This window comes from Lacticaseibacillus parakribbianus (assembly GCF_025490915.1).
Lineage (GTDB): Bacteria > Bacillota > Bacilli > Lactobacillales > Lactobacillaceae > Lacticaseibacillus > Lacticaseibacillus parakribbianus.
The window spans coordinates 211,744-232,065 of the sequence record NZ_JANQBA010000001.1 but is presented as its reverse complement, the minus strand read 5'-3'; the positions used below and the strand labels follow the sequence as shown (position 1 = coordinate 232,065).

Below are 20,322 nucleotides of genomic sequence, written 5' to 3'. Positions count from 1 at the left end.
CGCACCCGAAGAAGCGCGGCGGCCGCCGCGCTTTTTTGCGTTAGGGGATACACCCCCAAAGTTGTCTCTTAGCGTGGCACGTGCTATATTGAAGCCACTTCAATTGTGAAATCAGGTGAGTCGATGTTACCTCTTATCGCTGTGGTCGCCGACGCCTTGGATGACGCCGCGCCGACGCTCAATCAACGCCTTGCCCCGTACGCACCGGCACCGCTGGTCGAGGCCGTGGTGGCCGCCGGCGGCCTGCCAATCATTTTGCCCCGGCCGGCCAGCGAAGTTGCCGCCGCGGCGCTGGCCGAGGCCTACCTCCCGCATATTGACGGGCTGATTCTGCCCGGCGGCCCGGATGTGGATCCCACCTATTACGGTGAGGAGCCGGTGGCGGCCATTGGCGCCACCGACCGCTTGCGCGACGCCTTTGAAATCCCGCTGATTCGGGCCACACTGGCTGCCGGTAAGCCGCTTTTGGGTGTTTGTCGCGGCCTGCAGGTGGCCTGTGTCGCCCTTGGCGGAACGCTTTACCAAGACCTTGCAACGCAAGACCCAGACTACCGCCTACGCCACGCGCAGGCCGCCCCGGGGGCCAATCCGACCCACCACGTGACGATCGCGCCCGCCAGTCGCTTGGCGGCGCTGGTCGGGACCGCCGGTTTCGTCAATTCGCGCCACCACCAAGCGGTGCGAACGCTGCCGACGGGGCTGCGAGTGGTAGCCCACGCCCAAGACGGTGTGATCGAGGCGGTGGAATCGGTGGCCAACGACCGCTTCTTGGCGGTGCAGTGGCACCCCGAGAACATGTGGCGAGCCCATCCCGAGCAGCTGACGCTGTTTAAGGACTTGATTGCGCGAGCGGAGACAAGCCGATGAAGGGGGGCAAGTGGGTCGCCTTACTGGCCTTGACGCTCGGGCTGGCCGGCTGCCGGCAGGCGAAGACGCTGACCGTGCAACCCGCAAGCACCGTGGCCGGCGGCACCAGCGTGATGATTGGCGGTACCGCCAAAGGGTACGCATACGTGCGCTATTCGAGTCCTGAGGTCAAGGGAACGGTCAAGGTCGCTGCCGGGCGTTTCACCATCCGCCTGCCCCAGGCGGTGGTCGCGCGAACACTGCGGCTGGTGGCCGGCAGCCAGATCAAGCAGGTGAAGGTGCCGGCCGCGACGGCGCTTGGGCCTTACCGCGCGGTGGCGACCAGCTACAACCAGGCGCTGTGGGGGACGTACCTCAGCCAGGATGAACGCGCCAAGCTCACGGCCGCGGCCAAGGCGGCTAAGCTCAAAACCACCCGGTCGGCGGCGCAACAGGCCGCATTCGACCGCGATCAGGCCGCAGCCAGCGCCATTGCCGCGGCGGCTAAGAAGGCCGCAAAATCCCACCAGTTGCCGACTGCGGTCACGGGCCAGAAGGTGGTAACCGCAACGGCCGGCGGTAAGGTGACGGCGAGCGTCGATGATGGTCAGCTACTGAGTCTGACCACTGTCGTCAAGCTCAACACGCTTGAAACCAGCATGGGTACCGGCGCTTTTGGCACCCAGCTGGGTCTTTTGACCACGGCGGTGGGGGCCAAGAGCAGCGCGGTCAGCGCGGGGCTTGCGGCGGCGGCCAAGGCACACGCCGCCAACCAGTCGCCCAAGCCGATTGTGAGCAACGGTGTGACCGTCAGCTTTGCCTATGGGAAGGCGACGCTGACCGTTTACATGAGTCGCGGGTAGCGGTCAGGTGGTGCCGGCTTGTCCTTGAGTCGCAGACGTTGTACAATGACACAAACGAATCGGACAGGAGGGAAAGTTGTGGCAAAGAAAAAGCACAGCCGCGCCAAAGTCTGGACCTTGCGCGTTTTGCTGACGCTGGGCCTATTGTTAGGCCTTGCAATGGTGTTCAACGAACAGATCAAGATGTTCGTGGTCAAGGAGATGTCGACCTCGACACTCAAGTCGGTGTCACGCAAGTCCATAGAGCAGAATCAAAAAAAGAAGGCCAATTTCGACTTCGACAGTGTTTCGGCGCTCGACCTTAAAACGGTGGCCAGCGCCACCATGGCCAGCAAGGACTCCATCGGGCTGATGGCCTACCCGGCGGTGAAGCTGAAGCTGCCGATTCTCAAGGGGCTCGACAACGACAACATGTCCGTCGGCGCGGCCACGATGAAGGCCAACGACGTGATGGGCAAGGGTAATTACGCGCTGGCCGGCCACGACATCACCTGGAATGGCCTGCTGTTCTCGGCGCTGGATTACGCCAAGAAGGGCGACAAAATTTACCTGACCGACCTCAAGCACGTGTTCGAGTACCGGGTGACCAAGAAGGTGTTGGTGGACATGTCTCAGGTGCAGTGGGTCGATGATGTGCCGGGCAAGAGGCTGATCACTTTGGTTACCTGCGAGATTGCGACCAAGAGCCGGCACGACCGCGTGATTGTTCGCGGCGAGTTCGTCAAGAAAACCAAGGTCACAAAGACCAACCTCAAGATGTTTGAGGACTGACCGCAACCGGCGCTTGGGCGCCGGTTTTTTGATGCTTGCGCGGCTGGTTGCGCTTACGGTATGCTGGTCCCAAAGGAGATGATTCGATGCGCATTGCACTGATTGCCCACGACGAGAAGAAACCCGAGATGAAGCGGCTAGTGACGGCTTACCGCGAGATTCTGGCCGGCCATCGGCTCTATGGGACGGGCCACACCGGCCGCATCGTGGCGGAGGCCACCGGTCTTGAGGTGACCTGCTTTCACTCCGGACCGCTGGGTGGCGACCAGGAAATCGGCGCCTTGATTGCTCAAAACGCGCTGGACTTGGTTATCTTTTTGCGCGATCCGCTGACGGCCCAGCCGCACGAGCCGGACGTCAACGCGCTGATTCGCCTCGCCGATGTTTACGCGGTGCCGTTGGCCACCAACCTGGGGGCGGCCGAGGTCCTGTTGCGGGGGTTGGACGCGGGGTTCGTCAACTTTCGCACCCTGGTGACCGGCGACACCACGAAGCACGAGGCCTACTGAACGCAAAAAAGGTCGCCTTGGGGGGGCGACCAGGGAAACACGTTTTGGGGAAACGTGCGGTGTTACAGTCAGTTTGGGAACATTTGGGGGATGTCCCTAATGTCATACTACACGTTGGCCCTGTTATTTTTGCGTCAGGTTTTGTAAATATGCTTTGGCAAATCTGCTTGTGACCCTTCAAGACGCTAGCCATCGGCGTTATCTTATCGGGACTGAATGCGCGACGCGATTGAGTGTTGCCGCCGGCTTTGCTACAATCGAGCTCAGAAACGGAGGGTCACACATGTTGAAAATCTGGCGAGTGCTGGTCACAGGCGCGGCGCTGTTGAGCCTGGCCGCCTGCAGCCCAAGGCCTCAGCAAGGCACCGAGGCGGCCTCGGGCCAGGCGAGCGTCAAGCGGCTGGCCTGGAACGCGACCAAGGCCAAGGAACTGACCCGGTTCGTCACGGCTTGGGGCAATCAGCAAGGATTCGTCTACCACCGCTACACCCAGGCCCAAAACGGGACCTATTACAGTGACGCCGCGGATATGCCCAACGCGCTGATTGACGGCAACCTGATTGCCTGGCGCAAGCCCGGTGCGTCCATCAAGGTGGCCTGGGTCAAGGGCAACCAGGCGACCGCCGACTACACGCTGCTGGCGGCTTATTGCAACGACAGCAACGCGGTGCTGGGCCAAAGCCAGCTGCTGCTCTTCACCATTCGTGCCGGTCAGCCACAGGTTTTGGCGACCAAGCAGGAGCGAAGCAACGCGGCCGGCACGACGGTTTTCACCCCGCCGGCCGACGCCGCATTGACCAAGGCGTTCAAGGACATCTGGCGGTCGGGGACGACCGCGGTGCCGGACGCCCCGGTGGCGCCGATCAAAGACATTCACGCCGCCACGGCAATTTTGCAACGGGCCAGCGTCGAGTTCGCCCCAACCAAGACCCCGATTCAGTGGAACACGGAGCGCATTGTGAACACGAGCGGGGGACCCTACCACCTGAACGTGACGCAACCAGACGGCTCGCTGACGGTGGCCTGCCTGGATGGCCTTCACGATCGCCTGCTGTACCGCCTGACGCCCCTGGCTTCGGGTCGGGTTCGCATCGAGGCCAGGTTCAGTACGGCGAGCGATTCGCGGCCGCTGAGCCAGCTGAGCGGGTACACAATCGCCCTCGACCGTTAAAATTATGAGAAAAGTATTGACGGCCGATGAGAATCGGACTATATTCTAGGCAATCGAACATTTCGTCTCAAACCGTTGAAGTGGAGATAACAACTGTTGTGCCCGTAAAGAGAGCGACCGATGCTGAGAGTGTCGCCGAACGCAGGCAGTTAAATGGACCACTGAGGGTCACCCCAAAAACCTGGATTACCGCGACCAGCCATTGGCTCCCGCGGGCGTCTTCGGGCCAGTCAGGGTGGACGTTTCGACACACGTCAGTTGCCGGGAGGGTGTTGGCCCTTCGCAAAGCGGGCGAGTACCTAGGTACTTGCCAATTGAGGTGGCACCGCGGAGAAATTCCGTCCTTGATCAGTCGTGAAGACTGGTCGGGGGCGGAATTTTTTTGCAATCAATCTGAGAAGGCGGTGAGAACAATGGTAGGCAAGCGATGGCGACGCCCGGCAGTCGGCGGCGGGAACTTGGCAAGGTGCAGCGGCACCAAGGAGCAAACGATGATTAACGACACAATTACGGCATTACTGGCTCACCACAACCTGAGCTTTGAACAGACGAAGGCCACCCATGACGAGCTGATGCAGGGGCAAGTCGACCCGCAGTTGATTGCCAGCTACCTCACGGCGATGGCGGCCAAGGGCCCGACGCCGATGGAGATTGCCGGGGCGGCGGCCTCGATGCGAGACAACGCGCTGGCCTTCACCCCGGCAGGTCCGGTCCTTGAAATCGTCGGCACCGGTGGCGACCACCACAACACCTTCAACATCTCGACCACCAGCCTGTTCGTGATTGCCGCGTCCGGCGTCAAGGTGGCTAAACACGGCAATCGCGCCGCCAGCTCCAAGAGCGGGGCCGCCGATGTCTTGGAGGCCTTGGGGTACGATATCCAGGCCACCCCGGCTCAAAGCGCGAGCCTGCTGGCGCGATACGACCTGTGCTTTCTTTTTGCCCAGCAGTACCACCGCGCGATGCGCTTCGTCGGGCCGACGCGCAAGGCGCTTGGCTTCCCCACAATCTTCAACCTGATTGGGCCGCTGAGCAATCCCGCCAAGCCAAGTACCGTGTTGCTCGGGGTCTACAAAGAGGCGCTGCTTGGGCCCATGGCCCAAGCCTTGGTTCAGCTGGGCGTGACCTCAGGCGCCGTGGTCCACGGCCAAGACGGGCTGGACGAGGTGACCGTGACCGGACCGACGCAAGCCGTGATGATCGACCACGGCAAGCTGACGCCGGCGGTGATCGATCCGCGGGATTACGGCCTCGCTTTGGCCACCCCGGCTGCTTTGACCGGTGGCACCCCGGCGCAAAACGCGACGATCACACGGGCCGTTTTGGCCAACCGCGCGACCGCGGCGCAGCGTGACGCCGTGGTGATGAACGCCGGCGTCGCCCTGTTTTTGGCCCACCGCAGTGCCAGCCTGGCCGCCGGCATCGCCCTGGCCCAGGCCACACTGGCCAGTGGCGCCGCTCAGCAGCGGTTGAATGACGTCTTGGCCGCCAATTCAAAGCAGGTGATCGCATGATTCTCGATGATTTAGTGGCCGCAACAAGGCGGCGCCTGGTCAACCACCAGGCGCTGGTGCCTCCGGTGGAGCTCGCCCAAGCCGCCCAGGCGCTGCCGGCCAAGGCGACGCCCGGCTTCACCGCCGCCTTGGCCGATCACTTCGGCCTGATAGCCGAAATCAAGCAGGCCTCGCCGTCCAAAGGGGTGATTGCCGGCGATTTTCCCTACCTGCGCATTGCCCAAGACTACGCGGCGGCCGGAGTCGACGCGATCAGCTGCCTGACCGAACCGGATTACTTCCACGGCTCGCTTGCGATTCTCAAGGCCGTGACGCAGGCGGTCACCACCCCGGTGCTGCGCAAGGATTTCGTCATCGACCGCTACATGATTGACGAGGCCAAGGTTGCGGGGGCCCGGCTGGTGCTCTTGATCGTGGCGATTCTCAGCGACGTCCAGTTGGCCGAGTACGCGGCCTACGCCGAGCGTCTGGGGCTGGAAGTGCTGATCGAATGCCACAACGAATCTGAAATCGCGCGGGCCCTGGCGCTTCACCCACGGCTGATCGGCATTAACAACCGCGACTTGACCACCTTCACGGTCGACCTGGCCACCTGCATCCGGCTGCGGCCGCTGGTGCCCAGCGGCGTGGCGGTGCTGGCCGAAAGCGGGATTCAAACGCCGGCCCAGCTGGCGCGGCTGCGCCGGGCCGGCCTCAACGGCGCCTTGATCGGCGAGACCTTGATGAGGGCTTCAGACCGTGGTGCCACCATCGCCGCCTTCAGGGAGGCGGTGCGGTGATGTCGGTGCAGGTGAAGGTGTGCGGCCTGATGACCGCCGCCGATGTGGCCGCGGTCAACGCCGCTCGGCCGGATTACGCCGGCTTCGTGCTGGCGCCGGGCCGCCATCGCGTCACGGTGGCCCAGTGCCGGGTACTGGCAGCCCAGCTGGCGCCAGGCATTGTGCCGGTGGCGGTGCTGTTGTCCCCGGATTCCCAGTTGATTGCCGGCCTGCGTGGCGTCGTGGCCGCGGTGCAGCTCCATCGCCCTTGCGGCGCCGCCGCGGTGGTGACGCTGCAGCGCCAAGGGTTTTTGGTGATGGCCCGAGTGACCGCCGCGGCGCCTGAGACGCCGGCGGATTACGCCTTGTGCGATGCCGGCGACGGGTCAGGGCAGGCGTTGGATTGGCAGGCCCTGCCAGCGACGAACCGGCCGCTGATGCTAGCTGGAGGACTGGCGGCCGACAATGTCGCCGCGGCGATTCGCCTGGCCAATCCGGCCGTGGTGGATGCCTCCAGCCGGCTGGAGCGGGCAGGGGGCAAGGACCCGGCGCTAGTCGCCGCGTTCGTGGCGGCGGCGCGTGAGGTTAAATGAAAGGAAGACTAAGATGACACAGACTATTGATAATCGCTTCGGCGAATTCGGGGGCCAGTACGTCCCGGAAACCCTGATGACGGCGCTTGATCAGCTGACGACGGCCTTCGAGGCGGCCAAGCAGGATCCCGAGTTTCAGGCCGAGTTCCACCGGCTTTTGAACGAATACGCCAACCGGCCGTCGCTTTTGTACTACGCCAAGCGGATGACCGAGACGCTTGGCGGCGCTAAAATCTACTTGAAGCGCGAGGACCTCAACCACACCGGCGCCCACAAGATCAACAACGTGATCGGCCAGGTGCTTTTGGCCCGGCGGCTGGGCAAAACGCGCCTGATTGCCGAAACCGGGGCCGGTCAGCACGGGGTGGCGACGGCGACCATCGCCGCGCTGTTCGGCATGGAATGCGAGGTCTTCATGGGTAAGGAGGACACCGAGCGCCAGCAGCTCAATGTGTACCGCATGCGGCTGCTCGGGGCCAAGGTCAACGCCGTCACCTCCGGCCAAGGCCTGCTCAAGGACGCGGTCAACGCGGCGTTGCAGGACTGGGCCGCACATCCAGACGATACGTTTTACGTCATCGGTTCGGCGATGGGCCCGGCCCCGTACCCGGCGATGGTTCACGAGTTCCAGTCGGTGATTTCCAAGGAATCCAAGGCGCAGTACCAGACCGTGGCCGGCAAGCTGCCGGACGCCATTGTCGCCTGCGTCGGCGGCGGTTCCAACGCGATTGGGAGTTTTGCGGCCTACCTGGACGACCCAAGCGTTCGCCTGTACGGCGTCGAGGCAGCGGGGCAAGGGGTTGCAAGCGGCAAAACCGCCGCGACGCTGGAGCTTGGCACCCCGGGGATTTTCCACGGCATGAAGTCCATTTTCCTCCAAAACCAGGAGGGGCAGATTGCCAAGGTCTACTCCATCTCCGCCGGGCTGGACTACCCGGGCATCGGTCCGGAACACGCGGCGCTTCAGGCCACCGGTCGCGCCGAGTACGTCGGCATCACCGATGAGGAGGCGGTCGCCGCCTTTGAGTTCATCGCCAAGCAGGAAGGCATCATCGCGGCCATCGAAAGCTGCCACGCCGTCGCCTACGTCCAAAAGCTGGCGCCGACCATGCGACCGGATCAGAGCATCATCTGCACGTTGTCGGGTCGCGGCGACAAGGATGTCGCATCGATTGCCAAGTACCGGGGGGAAGAAATCCATGAGTAAGTTACGCGAGGTATTCAAGAACCACAAGGCGTTCATTCCGTTCGTCACGGCCGGCGACCCAAGCGCCGCACGGACGGTGGCTTCGGTCGTCGCCTTGGCCGAGGCCGGCGCCGACATCGTCGAGCTGGGGGTGCCGTTCTCTGACCCTATCGCCGACGGGCCGGTGATTCAGGCGGCGGGGCTGCGAGCCTTCGCCGGTGGCATCACGGTCAACGGGGTATTTGACATCGTCGCCGAGATTCGCAAGCAGACGCAGGTCCCACTGGTCTTTTTGACCTACGCCAACCTGCCGTTCAAGTACGGCTACGACGCCTTTTGCAGGCGCTGCGCGGCACTCGGCGTGGCGGGGCTGGTGATTCCGGACCTGCCGGCCGAGGAGGCGGGAGAGATTCTACCATTCACCAAAAAGCACGGGCTGGACCTGATCCCGCTGGTCAGCCCGACCTCGGGTTCGCGCCTGGCGAAGCTTGTGACGGATGCGACCGGCTTCATCTACATCGTCTCGGCGCTGGGGGTGACTGGCCAACGCGCCGGCTTCGCGCAGAACCTGCCTGACTTAATCGCCGCACTGCGGCAGGTGACCGACGCACCGCTTTGCGTCGGCTTCGGGGTCCACACGCCGGAACAGGCGCGTGAATTGGCCGGCCTGGCCGACGGGGTGATTGTCGGCTCGGCCATCGTCGCCCAGGCTGCAGCGGCCGGTGACGACGCGCCGGCCGCCATCGCGGCCTACACCCGCGACATGGTCGCGGCGGTGCGTCAGGCCGAGGTCGACGCATAGGAACCGGCGCATTGCCAAGGCTTTTTACTTGTCAAAAAAACCGCGGTTACATTTACAATCCCGCGGTTTTCGTGTACACTGTGAAAAGTATGCAATACGAATTGCGAAAACTTATGTCGGAGGTACAGCATGGCTGCAAAATGGGAAAAGAAAGGCACCGTTACCGGTGTTTTGACCTTTGAAATCGAACAAGACCAAATTAAAGAAGGATTGGACAAGGCGTTCACCCGCGTCAAGAAGAACCTGAACGTACCGGGCTTCCGCAAGGGTCACGTGTCTCGCACCGTGTTCGACCGCATGTACGGCGAATCCGCGCTTTACGAAGACGCGCTGAACATCTTGCTGCCGGACAGCTACGAAGCTGCCATTGAGGAAGCCGGGATCGACCCAGTCGACCAGCCAAAGATCGACATCGAATCCATGGACGAAGGCAAGCCTTGGGTGATCACCGCCGAAGTCACCGTCAAGCCTGATGTTAAGCTGGGCGACTACAAGGGCGTGACCGTCGACAAGCAGGACCGCGACGTGGCCGATGCCGACGTTGACAAGGACCTCGAGGCCAAGCGTGAGGGCCAAGCAGAGCTTGTGCTCAAGGAAGACGCGGCCGCTGAAAAGGGCGACACCGTGACCATCGATTACGTCGGCACCGTCGACGGCACCGAGTTCGACGGCGGCTCCGCCAAGAACTACGCGCTTGAGCTGGGCTCCAACTCCTTCATTCCGGGCTTTGAAGACCAACTGATCGGTCACAAGGCCGGCGAAGATGTGATCGTCAAGGTCACCTTCCCTGAAGACTACCAAGCCAAAGACCTTGCCGGCAAGGAAGCCGAATTCAAGACCACGATTCACGAAGTCAAGAGCAAGGAACTGCCTGCGCTTGACGATGATTTTGCCAAGGACCTTGACGAAGACGTCGACACGCTGGCCGAACTCAAGCTGAAGATCAAGTCCGACCTGCAGCAAAAGAAGGTCGAGGCCGCCGAGGACGCGATTCAGGAGCAGGCCATCGCCAAGGCGGTTGACAACGCGACCATCGAAGAAGTGCCACAAGCGATGCTCGACACCGAAACCCAGAACCAGTACGATCAGTACATGGGCAACATGCAGCAGCAGGGTATCGACCCGAAGATGTACTTCCAGCTGACCGGCACCTCCGAAGACGACCTGAAGAAGCAGTTCGCCGCCAACGCCGAGACGCGCGTCAAGACCAACCTGGTGCTTGAGGCCATCGTCGCAGCGGAGAAGCTTGACGCCAGCGAAGACGAAGTCAACGCCGAGATCAAGGACCTGGCCGAAGAGTACAACATGGACGAAAAGGCCGTTCGCCGCGCCTTGTCCGATGACATGCTGAAGCACGACATCGGGGTCAAGAAGGCCATCAAGATTATCACCGACAGCGCCAAGGAAGTCGAAGCCGCCAAGGAAGACAAGGCTGCCAAAGAAGACTAATTGTGCGTAAACCCCTGTTGCGGCAGGGGTTTTTTCGTGGCGTTGCGACCGAGGCGGTGAAAGCCCTGCCAGGGTGAGCGTAAAAATTGACGACCACGATGGCAGGGCTTACACTGGCCTTGGATGATTATTCTAGGACAGGGAGGCGGCCAAAGGCCTTGGTCGCTGATACGTCCACTGCCCATGGGGAACGGTCCGGGAGATAAGCATTCCCAGTACCCCGCTCATACCAAGCCGAATCTGGCTTTCAACACACGTGTTTTCGCGTAACGGCGCCCACCTGCGGGCCCGAATACCAGGGTTGGACCACCACCCACGCGCAGTGTCACTGGCTCTCCTACTCGCATGCGAGGTAGCTGCGGAGGGGCTCGGCGCGTGGCTTGTTCCAGACGGCCGAAGACGGGCCGCAAACCGCCGGCAGTCTTCGACCGGCGCAACGAATCAGCACGAAGGGCCTAGGCCGGCGGCGAAATCCGCGCCGCTGGCTTCGGCGCGGCCGCCACAACACGCGTTGTTGTGGCGGTTTTTGACGTTCAGCACAAAAAACCGACCCGGTGGTGAGCCGGGTCGGCCAAGGCGGTGCGTCAGCGGCGCGGGGAACGGCGCTCGATTGGAATCAAAACGGGTTGGCGGCGCCTGGTGGCACCACCTGCGATAACGGTCATGGCGGCCAGCAGGCCAAGGACGCTCACGGCGCCGATCAAGAGCATTGTCATGTGGACTCATCCTTTCCGGTACAAGCTCAGTATGCCGGGGAAAGTTAGCGTTTTTGCGGGGATTTCGGTAAGCTTTGGTTAAGTCGGCCGCGGCCGGTTGGCCGAGCGCCGGCGATCACGGCGCGACGCGAGCCCGGGGCTTGCAGATGCCGTTGCTGTATGCTAGTCTGGATGAAGTCAATTAACGCGTCGCAACCGGCGCGTGCCTAAACAAAGGGGTGCTGAAACATGTTTGACAACGTTGAGACCACCGGCCCGGTGACCTGCTCGTTTTGCGGCAAGTCACAAGACCAGGTGAAAAAGATCGTTGCTGGCCCTGGTGTATATATTTGTAATGAATGTATCGACCTGTGCAAAGAGATCATCGATGAGGAATTCAAAGAAGATGCCGTTCAGGGCCAGCTGGAAGTGCCAAAGCCGGCCGAAATCCTGAAGATTTTGAACGATTACGTCATCGGGCAAGACGCCGCGAAGCGCGCCTTAGCCGTGGCGGTGTACAACCACTACAAGCGCGTCAACCAGATGGAAGTGGCCGAGGAAGGCGACACGGAGCTGCAAAAGTCCAACATCGCGCTGATCGGCCCGACCGGTTCCGGGAAGACCTTCCTGGCGCAAAGCTTGGCCCGGATTTTGAACGTGCCGTTCGCCATCGCCGATGCGACGACCTTAACCGAGGCCGGTTACGTTGGTGAAGACGTCGAAAACATCCTGCTGAAGCTGCTGCAAAACGCGGATTACGACGTGGAGCGGGCCGAAAAGGGCATCATCTACATCGACGAAATCGATAAGATTGCCAAGAAGTCCGAGAACGTCTCGATCACCCGCGATGTGTCGGGCGAAGGCGTGCAACAGGCGCTTTTGAAGATTCTTGAAGGCACCATCGCCAACGTGCCACCGCAGGGCGGCCGCAAGCACCCGCAACAGGAGTTCATCCAGATCGACACGACGAACATTTTGTTCATCGTCGGTGGGGCGTTCGACGGCATCGAGCAGATCGTCAAGAACCGGATGGGCGAAAAAACCATCGGCTTTGGCGCCAACTCCGACGAGGCCAAGGGCTACGACGAAAGCAAGTCCGTGATGCAGCAGATTGTGCCGGAAGACCTGATGAAGTTCGGGATCATCCCGGAATTCATCGGCCGCATTCCGATCATCGCCGCGCTGGAGAAGCTGACCGAAGATGACCTGGTGCGGATTTTGACCGAGCCGAAGAACGCCTTGGTCAAGCAGTACCAAAAGCTCTTGAGCCTGGATGACACGGCGCTTGAGTTCACGCCGGCCGCGTTGCACGCGATTGCCCACAAGGCGATCGAGCGCGACACCGGGGCGCGTGGCCTGCGCTCAATCATCGAAGCCGTGATGCAGGATCTGATGTTCGACCTGCCGAGCCGGCCGGAAGTCAAGAAGGCGGTGGTCACCAAGGCCGCCGTCGACGGCACCGGGGTCCCGGAGATGAAGCTCGAAAACGGGCGCAAGGCGTCTTAGTTGTAGCGAAGCCGCGCGTTTGGCGCGGCTTTTTTAATGCCGCGCCGGCCGGCGGTTTTCATCGTCCCGCCGGTCGCTTTTGTGTGCTACACTAAGGTGCAGTTAAGGAGGGAACCCCCGTGAAAGTGAACCATGTGGAATTAACCATCAGCGCCGCCAGCAAGACCCAGTACCCGGCCACCGGCTACCCGGAGATCACCTTCGTCGGCCGCAGCAACGTCGGCAAGTCCAGCCTGATCAACCGCCTGATCGACCGCAAGGCGATGGCGCGAACTTCCAGTGTGCCGGGTAAGACCCAGACCCTGAACTTCTACGACATCGAGTCGCAGCTGTACTTCGTCGATGTGCCGGGCTACGGCTACGCCAAGGTCTCCAAGGCCGCCCGGGCGAAGTTTGCGGCGATGATCGAGGAGTACCTGACCACGCGCAAGCCGTTGCGCGGTGCGGTGCTGCTGGTCGATGCGCGGCACGTGCCAAGCGAAGACGATGTCAGCATGTACCAGTACCTCAAGTACTTCAACCAGCCGGTGCTGGTGGTTGGCACTAAGGTGGACAAAACCAGTCGGGCCCGGCGAGCCCAGACGATTCACCAGATTGAAGCAACGCTTGACCTGAACCAAACCGACCAGCTGGTGCTGTTTTCCGCCGAAACTGGTGAAGGTAAGGATGCTGTTTGGGCGTGGCTGGAACACACCGCGGGACTGCCCGCTGGGGATTGATGGAGGACGATTGTGGAGCTGAATGATTATCAAACCAAGGCCAACAAGACGCTGGCCGGCAACGAGCACGTGTTGACCAACCTGACTCTGGGGTTGGCCTCGGACGGCGGCAAGGTCGTCGATTTGGTCAAGAAGTACACCTTCCAGGGTTACGATTTGGACAAAGACGAGCTGAAGGCCAACCTCGGCGACGTTTTGTGGTACCTGTCGCAGATTGCGCTGTGGGCAGACATTCCCTTCGACGAGGTGGCCAGCGCGAACCTGGAGACGCTCAAGGCCAAGTACCCGAACGCGAAACTGTAGCAAAAAATGGCTGTCACCCCACGCGGGGCGGCAGCCATTTTTTGCGGTCACTTCTTTGGTTTTTCCTTGGCGGTCTTCTCCGCCTTTTTGGGATCGGGGCCGGCCTTTTTCTCCTCGGCCGGGACGGTGGCGAACTTGTCGAACATTTCGCCCCAGTCGGTCTTTGTATTCACCTTTAATGCCATGAGCGCCACTCCTTTGCAGGTTCTGACCGCATTATAGCATGCTGCCCGGCGCCTGGCTAGCGCGACCACCGCAAAAAAGATTTGCATATTACTTGCATAAAAATAAATTACGGCGTATGATCTAATCAAGATAACACGCAGGCGTTGCACCCAAAAGCCTTGGCAGCGGCGCGTGACCCGGACCGGCAGCGGTCCCGCGAAAGGAAGTTAAGCATGAGCAAGCCATTAATTCAGATCGACCACCTCGTCAAGAAGTTCGGTGACAACGTGGTGTTGAACGATATTTCCGAAACCATCAACCAAGGGGACGTGATCGTCGTGATCGGCGCGTCCGGCGGCGGTAAGTCGACCTTCCTGCGAAGCCTGAACCTGCTGAACCAGCCGACCAGCGGCAGCATCACCTTCGAAGGCACGAACCTGGTGGGGCTGGGCGAAAAGCAGCTGGACTCGGTGCGGGAGAAAATGGGTATGGTATTCCAGCAGTTCAACCTGTTCCCGAACATGACGGTGCTTGAGAACATCAAGTTGGCGCCGATGAAGGTCAAGGCCGAAACCGAGGCGGCGGCCACCGCCAAGGCCAACGCGCTGCTGGATCAAGTCGGCCTGGCCGACAAGGCGGATGCCTACCCGGCCAGCCTGTCCGGCGGTCAAATGCAGCGGGTGGCCATCGCCCGGGCCTTGGCGATGGCACCCGATGTCATGCTGTTCGACGAGCCGACCTCGGCGCTTGACCCCGAAATGGTCGGCGAGGTGCTCAAGGTCATGCAGGACCTGGCCAAGTCCGGCATGACGATGGTGGTGGTCACCCACGAAATGGGCTTTGCCCGTGAGGTGGCCGATCAGGTCTGGTTCATGGACCAAGGCGTGATCGCCGAAAAAGGCACCCCGGAGCAGATTTTCACCGCACCCAAGGAGGCGCGGACCCAAGACTTCTTGAGCAAGGTGCTGGCCCAGTAAGCGAGTAGGCGCCCCTGCAGCGATGGCTGCGGGGGCTTTTTGCGCCCGCAGACGCAAAAAAAGCCGCGACTGCGGCTTTTTTCGGCACACGGTGTGGGGGCACCGCGTGCGACGACGAAATTTTTGGGGTGTAAGCAAATTAGTTTGTTTACGGTTTTAAGCATAACAGCTTTGGCCGCGAATCCACGTCAATCTTTGTAAATCTGGCTTGCAAAACGCGACGCGAGCGCCAAACGCGCGTGGCGCCGCCAAACGTGGTAAGCTTACGCCAAAGGAAGTGAGCGCGTGGATAACCTGAACGTCTTTCTTCGCCGGACCAAGGCCACTCAGCAGGTGGTGGCCTCAGCCATCGGCATCGCCCCGACGACCTTGCGCCGGGCCGTCACGGGCCAGGCGGTGGCGCCTCGCACCGCCGCGTTGATCGCGACGTTTTTGGCGCTGGCGCCTAAGGTCCAGCGCAGGCAGCTGCGCGAGGCCAAACACGCGGCTGCCGCTGCGGCCAAGGACGCGGCCAAGTCCAAGCGACCGGTCAAGCGGACCAAGCCCAAGCGCCAGATCGCATCCGGACCGCAGTCCCAGACGGCCCGGGCAGAGGCCAGAAAGCTCGCCCGGCGCAACGATCAAAAGCGGCTCAAGGCCAGGCTCAAGCGAACCGAGGCCGAAACCGCGCCGGTGGTGACGGCAACACACCGCACCGTGTTCATCGATGAAAGCTTCACCGGTGACGACCAGATGATTGTCTCGAGCATCACCGACGGGCCCCAGGTCGTGGCGGCGATGGCGGCGCAGTGGCCCGGGGGGACTTGGCGGCGCGGCATGGAGGTCAAAAGTGGGCGCATGACGCCGGCCACGCTGGCGCGGCAGTGCCTGAAGCTGGCCAAGGCCGGGGGCCACCCGACGGCGCTGTGGCTGGCGCAAGCGGGGGCGACGCCGCCAACCCCTTGGGCCAGCCTGTTTCCCTATGCCGTCGTGATGCTGTGGCACGCCCGGACGCTGCCAAGCGGTTCGCGGCTGGCGGTTGTTTTCGACGCCCGGTCGGACCTGATGACCACGGCCCGGCTGGACGCGCTGCAGACACTGGTTCACAACTTTTTGCTGCGCTACACCGGCCAGACCGTGGCGGTGGTGGTGAACGCCGACAACTCGCAGGATTGGCTTCAACTGCAGGCCGCCGACGAGGTGGCCGGGGCGGCGGGGCGGCTGTCCTTGCGGGAGCTGCAACACGCCGAGGTGACGCTTTTGATGTCGCGGCAGCTGCTGGCGATGCCGCTTTACCAGCTGTTTGCGACCGCGTTTGCCGCGGCCGAGCCGCCGCTTTGACCCGCAAAAAGACGATGCACAGCGCTGCATCGTCTTTTTTTGCGCGGTTATTGCGCGTTGTACTGGTCTTGAAGGCGGCGGTTGATGGCCTGCCAGACGCCCGGGTCGACCTTGAGTTCGGCGCGGTCGTAGGTCCACAGGCCATTGCACTCGTCTTCAACGTCTGAGACCTGGGTGTAAATCGCCACGGCCAGCCCCGCCTTGAGGTTCCCGAAGACCTTGGTCCGGTAAAGTTTTTGAATGGCCGCCGTCAGCGCGTCGGCGGTTTTGAACTGCTTGTAGCCGTATGGTCGCGCCGTGTCGGTGTGTCCAGGCACCGCCAGGGTGTAGCCGCCAAACTCAGTCAGCGCCTGAATGCGTCCCTTGGCGTCCGGCGTCACCCGGTAAGGTTTGTAGTAGCGGTGGGCGCTCTTGAAATCCCCACCGCCTTGGTCGTACCAGCCGGAGGCGTGATCCAAAAGCCGGGTGTGGTCGAGCTTGCGCAGCCGCCCGGCCGTGCGAAGCGCGTCGAACTGGCCCCAACCCTCGTTGAAAGGGACCCAGGTGCAGAGGCTGACGGTGTTTTTGAGCAGGGCAACCGTGGCGTCGAGGTCGCTCAGGTACCGCGCCCGGCCCCGCGCGTCGCCGCGACCGAGCCGTGCGTAGTCGTGGTCGTCCAGCGTCACGCCGAGGAAGGGCAGCTGGCGGATGACGAGGTCTTGGTAGGGGCCGCCGCCGGACACTAGGTCCTGCCAGACGAGGATGCCCAGTCGATCACAGTGGTAGTACCAGCGTAGCGGCTCGATTTTGATGTGCTTGCGCAGCATGTTGAAGCCCATGTTCTTGATGGCAGTCAGCTCCGCCACCATCGCCGCGTCGCTCGGGGCGGTGTAAAGCCCGTCTTGCCAGTAGCCTTGATCCAGCAGACCGGATTGGAAAAGCGGCTGGCCGTTGAGGAGAAAGGCGGCGTGGCCGTGCCGGTCCTTGCCTCGGGCAAAATCGCGCATCCCAAAGTAGCTTTGCACCAAGTCTTCGCCGGCCAAGAGCTCGAGGTCGTACAAAAACGGATCGCGCGGCGACCACAGCCTGGGCCGCGGCAGGGTCAACGTCAAGGTGGCCCGGTCGGTGGTGGCCTGGGCGACAATTGCGCCGGCCTGACGCACCGTCGCCGTGATCGCGGCGTGGCCCGGTTGGTTCAGCCGCACATTAACCTTAACGCTTTGGCTCGCAACCTGCGGCGTGATGGTCAAATCGGCGATGTAGACGGCCGGGGTGACCTCCAGCCACACCGTTTGCCAGATGCCGCTTTGGGCAGTGTACCAGATGTGGCCGCGATCTAGCTTTTGCTTGCCGTATGCCTCAAGGCCACGGTCGGAGCGGTCCTGAACCGCGACAATGAGCTCGATGGTGGGCGCGTCCGTCGGCAGCTCAATGGTGAAGGGCCAGTAACCGCCAAGGTGTTCGCCGACCGGTTGGCGGTTGACGAACACGCGGCAGAATTGGTCGACGGCCCCGAAATGCAGCAGCACGTGCTGACCCGCGCTGTGCCAAGGCAAGTCAACCGTGCGGCGGTACCACAGGGTCTCGTCCGGCTGAAGTTGGCGCGAGACGCCGGACAGCCGACTTTCCGGCGAGAAGGGTACGCAGATTTGGCCGTCGTAGGCCACCGGCTCCGCGGCCGTTGGGGTGATCGCGTAATCCCAAGCCCCGTTCAGACTCTGCCAGTTGGCGCGGCGCAGCTGTGGTCTGGGGTAGTCGAGTAGCGGCGCGGTTGGTGATTGCGCCGCTGCGTCGTGCGGTAATGATTGGGTCATTCAGGTCGCCTCCGAGACGCCGCCACACAGCGGCGGATGAGTTACCTCTATCGTAGACCACCGCCGGGAAATAGACAATTGCGAGCAGGAAATTTCGGTACGCCGCGATCACCGCCGCTGACGGCAGGCAAGGCTTGCACTTTAACCGACTCATGAATGTTAATGAACACCAGTTCATTGTCACTTGCAACGGCTGGCGTAACTCGCGTCGACGTGGTAAAATGCGTTCATTACCAAACGGATGTTTATCAATTAACACGACAAGGTGGCGAGCTTATGGACAGACGCGTAATCAAGACGCGCCGTGCAATCGAAAACGCCTACGTGGCGTTGCGCCGCGCCGCGGCCCCGGAGACCATCACGGTTGCCGCGGTCGCAGACTTGGCCGACATCGGCCGCGGTACGTTTTACCTGCATTACAAGGACTTGTCGGCGCTTGAGGCCAGCATCGTCGATCAGGTGGTCGACGCCTTGGTCAAGCAGTTCGAACCCGCCAGCATTCAGGCCATCGGTGGCAGCTACCAGAACTGGTTGACCACCTGCATCAGCTACCTGCAATCCCAGCGGCCGATTCTCGATTTGGTCAAAGACAGCGCCAACGAAAGCGCCGTGACCCGGCGCATCAAGCAGACCCTGGTTGCAAGCCTCAATTCGGCCTGGGACCTCAACCCGCTGGATGCCGACACGACCCTTGCGCTGAGCTACGCCGTCTCCGGGATGATCGGGTTGGTGGGGGATTGGCTGCAGGGCAGCTTGAGTGCCGATCAAGCCAGCGTGGTCGCCGCCTTGGATCAGCACCTGGTGGCCCTTGCCACGACTGTGAAAGGCGCTTGATGATGACCCCGATTCGCCTAATCGCCAGTGACTTGGACCAAACGCTTTTATTAAGCGACAAAACCCTGCCGGCCGGGACCTTCAGCCGCATTCGGCGGCTGGCGGAGGCCGGCATCGAGTTCGTCGCGGCCAGCGGCCGTGCGGTCTACACGCTGGAGGCGATGTTCGCTCCGGTGCTGGATTGCATGAGCTTGGTGGCGGAGAACGGGGCGGTAATCAAGCGGCACGGTGAGCTGCTTGCAACCAACCTGATGCAGCCCGAAGCCTACCGCGAGGTGGTGGCCAAAACCCGTGCCAGGGGCATCGGCATCCCCTTCGTCTGCAGCCTCGACGCGACACTGTTTGCGGAGGCGGACCGTGGCGTCGAAAACGACATGGCGCATTTCATCGCCAACATGGCGTTCGTGCCGGACCTGCTGGCGCTTGACATGCCTGTGCCCAAAACCACGGTGTACTTGGCCGCCGGCGACGCCTACGCGCAGGCAGCGGCCTTTTACCGGCCGCAGTTTCAGCCGCGCCTGGCCGTGACGGTCGGCGGTCCGACCTTCATCGACCTGATGGCACCCAAGGTCAACAAGGGGCGAGCCCTGAAGCAGCTGGGGGCGGCGCTTGGCATCCCCACGGCCGTGATGATGGCCTTCGGCGATACCGATAACGACATCGAAATGATGCAAACCGTGGGTTACGGGGTGCGGATGGCCAACGCCACCCCGAACATGGCGGCTTACACCGGTTTTCACACCGCCAGCAACGACGAGGCCGGGGTGCTTCAAGGCATCGACCTGGTGCTGGCTGGCCGCCTGCCGCAACGCGGGTGATTGAAACATGAAAATAGGCGCCTGCTTCCGATTGGGGAAGCAGGCGCCTATTCGTATCAGTCGTTGGCGGTACGGGTGGTCGGTGGCGTCAGCAGGTCCTTGAGGTAGCCCTGGGCTTCCTCAAGGGGGACTAGGTGCTGGTCCAGGAAAATCCACTCGAGAATCAGCAGCACGGTGTTGCTGTAGTGCTTGGCGACCAGGGCCACCGGCGTGACGGTATCTTGCAGCCGCAACCGCGTGACAATCAGGTCCTCGACCACGCCGGCGAAGTGGTGCAAAAAATTAGCCACCAGCTGGCTGTCCAGCGGGTTTTGCGCCACGATGGCCAACAACAACGGTTGATGGGCGCCAAACACGCGGTAGGCCTGGTTGAAAAGCTCGAGCAAGGCGCCGTCTTGGGGGTTTTTCTGAACGTCCGTCAGGTGAATCTCCTTGCTCAGGCAGTACCAGCAGTAGCCGATCAGGTCGTACTTGTCGTCGAAGTAGTTGTAAAACGTCGCCCGGGGGTAGTCGGCCAGTTGGCACAGCTCGTTGACCGTGATTTTTTCGAACGGCTTTTGCGCCAGCAGCCCGAACATTGCGTCACTGAACGCGCGTTGGGTGCGAATGATGCCGCGCGGCTGCTTGCGAGTCGGATCGTATTTCATGAAATCGCCTTCCTTTTGGACAATGCCTAGTCGTTTGTCTAAACTTGGTCAGGCATCCGGGTGTTGTCACTTGCTTCCTCACC

General features: G+C 61.9%; 22 protein-coding genes. 18 read left to right on the top strand and 4 right to left on the bottom strand.

The window, feature by feature from the left end:
• Positions 1-123: 123 nt before the first annotated feature.
• The 11 genes from NUH19_RS01060 to tig all read left to right on the top strand — a co-directional run bounded on the left by NUH19_RS01060 (position 124) and on the right by tig (position 10,462).
• The gene (locus tag NUH19_RS01060) at positions 124-867 is read left to right on the top strand and encodes a gamma-glutamyl-gamma-aminobutyrate hydrolase family protein (protein WP_262314708.1); all 744 of its coding nucleotides are present in this window, start codon (positions 124-126) and stop codon (positions 865-867) included.
• Positions 864-1,709 carry a hypothetical protein gene (locus NUH19_RS01055; protein ID WP_262314707.1) on the top strand — a complete coding sequence of 282 codons (846 nt, stop codon included), beginning with the start codon at positions 864-866 and terminating at the stop codon, positions 1,707-1,709. Before NUH19_RS01060 ends, NUH19_RS01055 begins: the two co-directional genes overlap by 4 nt.
• 78 nt (positions 1,710-1,787) lie before the next feature.
• A complete protein-coding gene (locus tag NUH19_RS01050; protein ID WP_262314706.1) occupies positions 1,788-2,480 on the top strand; it encodes a class A sortase in 693 nt (230 codons plus the stop codon).
• Between the two features lie 86 nt (positions 2,481-2,566).
• Positions 2,567-2,989, top strand: coding sequence for a methylglyoxal synthase (gene mgsA / locus NUH19_RS01045; protein WP_262314705.1), 423 nt, complete (start codon positions 2,567-2,569; stop codon positions 2,987-2,989).
• Positions 2,990-3,272: 283 nt separating this feature from the next.
• Positions 3,273-4,160, top strand: a complete 888-nt coding sequence (locus NUH19_RS01040) for a DUF4767 domain-containing protein (RefSeq protein WP_262314704.1) — start codon at positions 3,273-3,275, stop codon at positions 4,158-4,160.
• A gap of 491 nt (positions 4,161-4,651) precedes the next feature.
• Positions 4,652-5,674, top strand: a complete 1,023-nt coding sequence (trpD, locus tag NUH19_RS01035; RefSeq protein WP_262314703.1) for an anthranilate phosphoribosyltransferase — start codon at positions 4,652-4,654, stop codon at positions 5,672-5,674.
• On the top strand, positions 5,671-6,453 hold the full coding sequence (gene trpC, locus NUH19_RS01030) for an indole-3-glycerol phosphate synthase TrpC (protein WP_262314702.1): 783 nt from the start codon (positions 5,671-5,673) through the stop codon (positions 6,451-6,453). The genes trpD and trpC overlap by 4 nt, the downstream gene beginning before the upstream one ends.
• Complete coding sequence (locus NUH19_RS01025; RefSeq protein WP_262314701.1) at positions 6,453-7,025, top strand: phosphoribosylanthranilate isomerase; 573 nt, start codon at positions 6,453-6,455, stop codon at positions 7,023-7,025. The genes trpC and NUH19_RS01025 overlap by 1 nt, the downstream gene beginning before the upstream one ends.
• A gap of 13 nt (positions 7,026-7,038) precedes the next feature.
• Positions 7,039-8,232 carry a tryptophan synthase subunit beta gene (gene trpB, locus NUH19_RS01020; protein WP_262314700.1) on the top strand — a complete coding sequence of 398 codons (1,194 nt, stop codon included), beginning with the start codon at positions 7,039-7,041 and terminating at the stop codon, positions 8,230-8,232.
• Positions 8,225-9,013 (top strand): tryptophan synthase subunit alpha, encoded by a 789-nt coding sequence (gene trpA, locus NUH19_RS01015; protein WP_262314699.1) that lies wholly within the window; start codon positions 8,225-8,227, stop codon positions 9,011-9,013. Before trpB ends, trpA begins: the two co-directional genes overlap by 8 nt.
• A gap of 129 nt (positions 9,014-9,142) precedes the next feature.
• Positions 9,143-10,462, top strand: a complete 1,320-nt coding sequence (gene tig, locus NUH19_RS01010; RefSeq protein WP_262314698.1) for a trigger factor — start codon at positions 9,143-9,145, stop codon at positions 10,460-10,462.
• Positions 10,463-11,046: 584 nt separating this feature from the next.
• Here the strand turns inward: tig and NUH19_RS01005 are convergent.
• Positions 11,047-11,178 carry a hypothetical protein gene (locus NUH19_RS01005; RefSeq protein WP_262314697.1) on the bottom strand — a complete coding sequence of 44 codons (132 nt, stop codon included), beginning with the start codon at positions 11,176-11,178 and terminating at the stop codon, positions 11,047-11,049.
• Between the two features lie 228 nt (positions 11,179-11,406).
• Here NUH19_RS01005 and clpX point away from each other — a divergent pair, with 228 nt between their 5' ends.
• The 3 genes from clpX (at position 11,407) to NUH19_RS00990 (ending at position 13,685) form a co-directional block, all read left to right on the top strand.
• The gene (gene clpX, locus NUH19_RS01000) at positions 11,407-12,663 is read left to right on the top strand and encodes an ATP-dependent Clp protease ATP-binding subunit ClpX (RefSeq protein WP_262314696.1); all 1,257 of its coding nucleotides are present in this window, start codon (positions 11,407-11,409) and stop codon (positions 12,661-12,663) included.
• A gap of 119 nt (positions 12,664-12,782) precedes the next feature.
• The gene (yihA, locus tag NUH19_RS00995) at positions 12,783-13,382 is read left to right on the top strand and encodes a ribosome biogenesis GTP-binding protein YihA/YsxC (RefSeq protein ID WP_262314695.1); all 600 of its coding nucleotides are present in this window, start codon (positions 12,783-12,785) and stop codon (positions 13,380-13,382) included.
• Between the two features lie 12 nt (positions 13,383-13,394).
• Positions 13,395-13,685 (top strand): nucleoside triphosphate pyrophosphohydrolase family protein, encoded by a 291-nt coding sequence (locus tag NUH19_RS00990; protein ID WP_262314694.1) that lies wholly within the window; start codon positions 13,395-13,397, stop codon positions 13,683-13,685.
• Positions 13,686-13,732: 47 nt separating this feature from the next.
• Here the strand turns inward: NUH19_RS00990 and NUH19_RS00985 are convergent, their stop codons facing one another.
• Positions 13,733-13,870, bottom strand: coding sequence for an SPJ_0845 family protein (locus NUH19_RS00985; protein ID WP_262314693.1), 138 nt, complete (start codon positions 13,868-13,870; stop codon positions 13,733-13,735).
• A 213-nt stretch (positions 13,871-14,083) separates the two neighbouring features.
• Here NUH19_RS00985 and NUH19_RS00980 point away from each other — a divergent pair, with 213 nt between their 5' ends.
• Both NUH19_RS00980 and NUH19_RS00975 read left to right on the top strand, forming a co-directional pair.
• Complete coding sequence (locus NUH19_RS00980) at positions 14,084-14,827, top strand: amino acid ABC transporter ATP-binding protein (RefSeq protein ID WP_262314692.1); 744 nt, start codon at positions 14,084-14,086, stop codon at positions 14,825-14,827.
• Between the two features lie 285 nt (positions 14,828-15,112).
• Positions 15,113-16,147, top strand: coding sequence for a hypothetical protein (locus NUH19_RS00975; RefSeq protein WP_262314691.1), 1,035 nt, complete (start codon positions 15,113-15,115; stop codon positions 16,145-16,147).
• Between the two features lie 47 nt (positions 16,148-16,194).
• Here the strand turns inward: NUH19_RS00975 and NUH19_RS00970 are convergent, their stop codons facing one another.
• Complete coding sequence (locus NUH19_RS00970) at positions 16,195-17,940, bottom strand: glycoside hydrolase family 2 protein (protein ID WP_262314690.1); 1,746 nt, start codon at positions 17,938-17,940, stop codon at positions 16,195-16,197.
• A gap of 276 nt (positions 17,941-18,216) precedes the next feature.
• Here NUH19_RS00970 and NUH19_RS00965 point away from each other — a divergent pair, with 276 nt between their 5' ends.
• On the top strand, positions 18,217-18,774 hold the full coding sequence (locus NUH19_RS00965; protein WP_262314689.1) for a TetR/AcrR family transcriptional regulator: 558 nt from the start codon (positions 18,217-18,219) through the stop codon (positions 18,772-18,774).
• Positions 18,774-19,592, top strand: a complete 819-nt coding sequence (locus tag NUH19_RS00960) for an HAD family hydrolase (RefSeq protein ID WP_262314688.1) — start codon at positions 18,774-18,776, stop codon at positions 19,590-19,592. Before NUH19_RS00965 ends, NUH19_RS00960 begins: the two co-directional genes overlap by 1 nt.
• A 56-nt stretch (positions 19,593-19,648) precedes the next feature.
• Here the strand turns inward: NUH19_RS00960 and NUH19_RS00955 are convergent, their stop codons facing one another.
• Positions 19,649-20,239 carry a TetR/AcrR family transcriptional regulator gene (locus NUH19_RS00955; RefSeq protein WP_262314687.1) on the bottom strand — a complete coding sequence of 197 codons (591 nt, stop codon included), beginning with the start codon at positions 20,237-20,239 and terminating at the stop codon, positions 19,649-19,651.
• Positions 20,240-20,322: the final 83 nt, after the last annotated feature.

Coding starts and splice junctions, on each gene's coding strand:
- NUH19_RS00965 (WP_262314689.1), top strand. CDS start 18,217: ATGGACAGACGCGTAATCAAGACGCGCCGTGCAATCGAAAACGCCTAC.
- trpC (WP_262314702.1), top strand. CDS start 5,671: ATGATTCTCGATGATTTAGTGGCCGCAACAAGGCGGCGCCTGGTCAAC.
- NUH19_RS01025 (WP_262314701.1), top strand. CDS start 6,453: ATGTCGGTGCAGGTGAAGGTGTGCGGCCTGATGACCGCCGCCGATGTG.
- NUH19_RS00985 (WP_262314693.1), bottom strand. CDS start 13,870: ATGGCATTAAAGGTGAATACAAAGACCGACTGGGGCGAAATGTTCGAC.
- NUH19_RS01005 (WP_262314697.1), bottom strand. CDS start 11,178: ATGACAATGCTCTTGATCGGCGCCGTGAGCGTCCTTGGCCTGCTGGCC.
- trpA (WP_262314699.1), top strand. CDS start 8,225: ATGAGTAAGTTACGCGAGGTATTCAAGAACCACAAGGCGTTCATTCCG.
- mgsA (WP_262314705.1), top strand. CDS start 2,567: ATGCGCATTGCACTGATTGCCCACGACGAGAAGAAACCCGAGATGAAG.
- tig (WP_262314698.1), top strand. CDS start 9,143: ATGGCTGCAAAATGGGAAAAGAAAGGCACCGTTACCGGTGTTTTGACC.
- clpX (WP_262314696.1), top strand. CDS start 11,407: ATGTTTGACAACGTTGAGACCACCGGCCCGGTGACCTGCTCGTTTTGC.
- NUH19_RS00980 (WP_262314692.1), top strand. CDS start 14,084: ATGAGCAAGCCATTAATTCAGATCGACCACCTCGTCAAGAAGTTCGGT.
- trpD (WP_262314703.1), top strand. CDS start 4,652: ATGATTAACGACACAATTACGGCATTACTGGCTCACCACAACCTGAGC.
- NUH19_RS01060 (WP_262314708.1), top strand. CDS start 124: ATGTTACCTCTTATCGCTGTGGTCGCCGACGCCTTGGATGACGCCGCG.
- NUH19_RS01040 (WP_262314704.1), top strand. CDS start 3,273: ATGTTGAAAATCTGGCGAGTGCTGGTCACAGGCGCGGCGCTGTTGAGC.
- NUH19_RS00960 (WP_262314688.1), top strand. CDS start 18,774: ATGATGACCCCGATTCGCCTAATCGCCAGTGACTTGGACCAAACGCTT.
- NUH19_RS01055 (WP_262314707.1), top strand. CDS start 864: ATGAAGGGGGGCAAGTGGGTCGCCTTACTGGCCTTGACGCTCGGGCTG.
- NUH19_RS00955 (WP_262314687.1), bottom strand. CDS start 20,239: ATGAAATACGATCCGACTCGCAAGCAGCCGCGCGGCATCATTCGCACC.
- NUH19_RS00970 (WP_262314690.1), bottom strand. CDS start 17,940: ATGACCCAATCATTACCGCACGACGCAGCGGCGCAATCACCAACCGCG.
- trpB (WP_262314700.1), top strand. CDS start 7,039: ATGACACAGACTATTGATAATCGCTTCGGCGAATTCGGGGGCCAGTAC.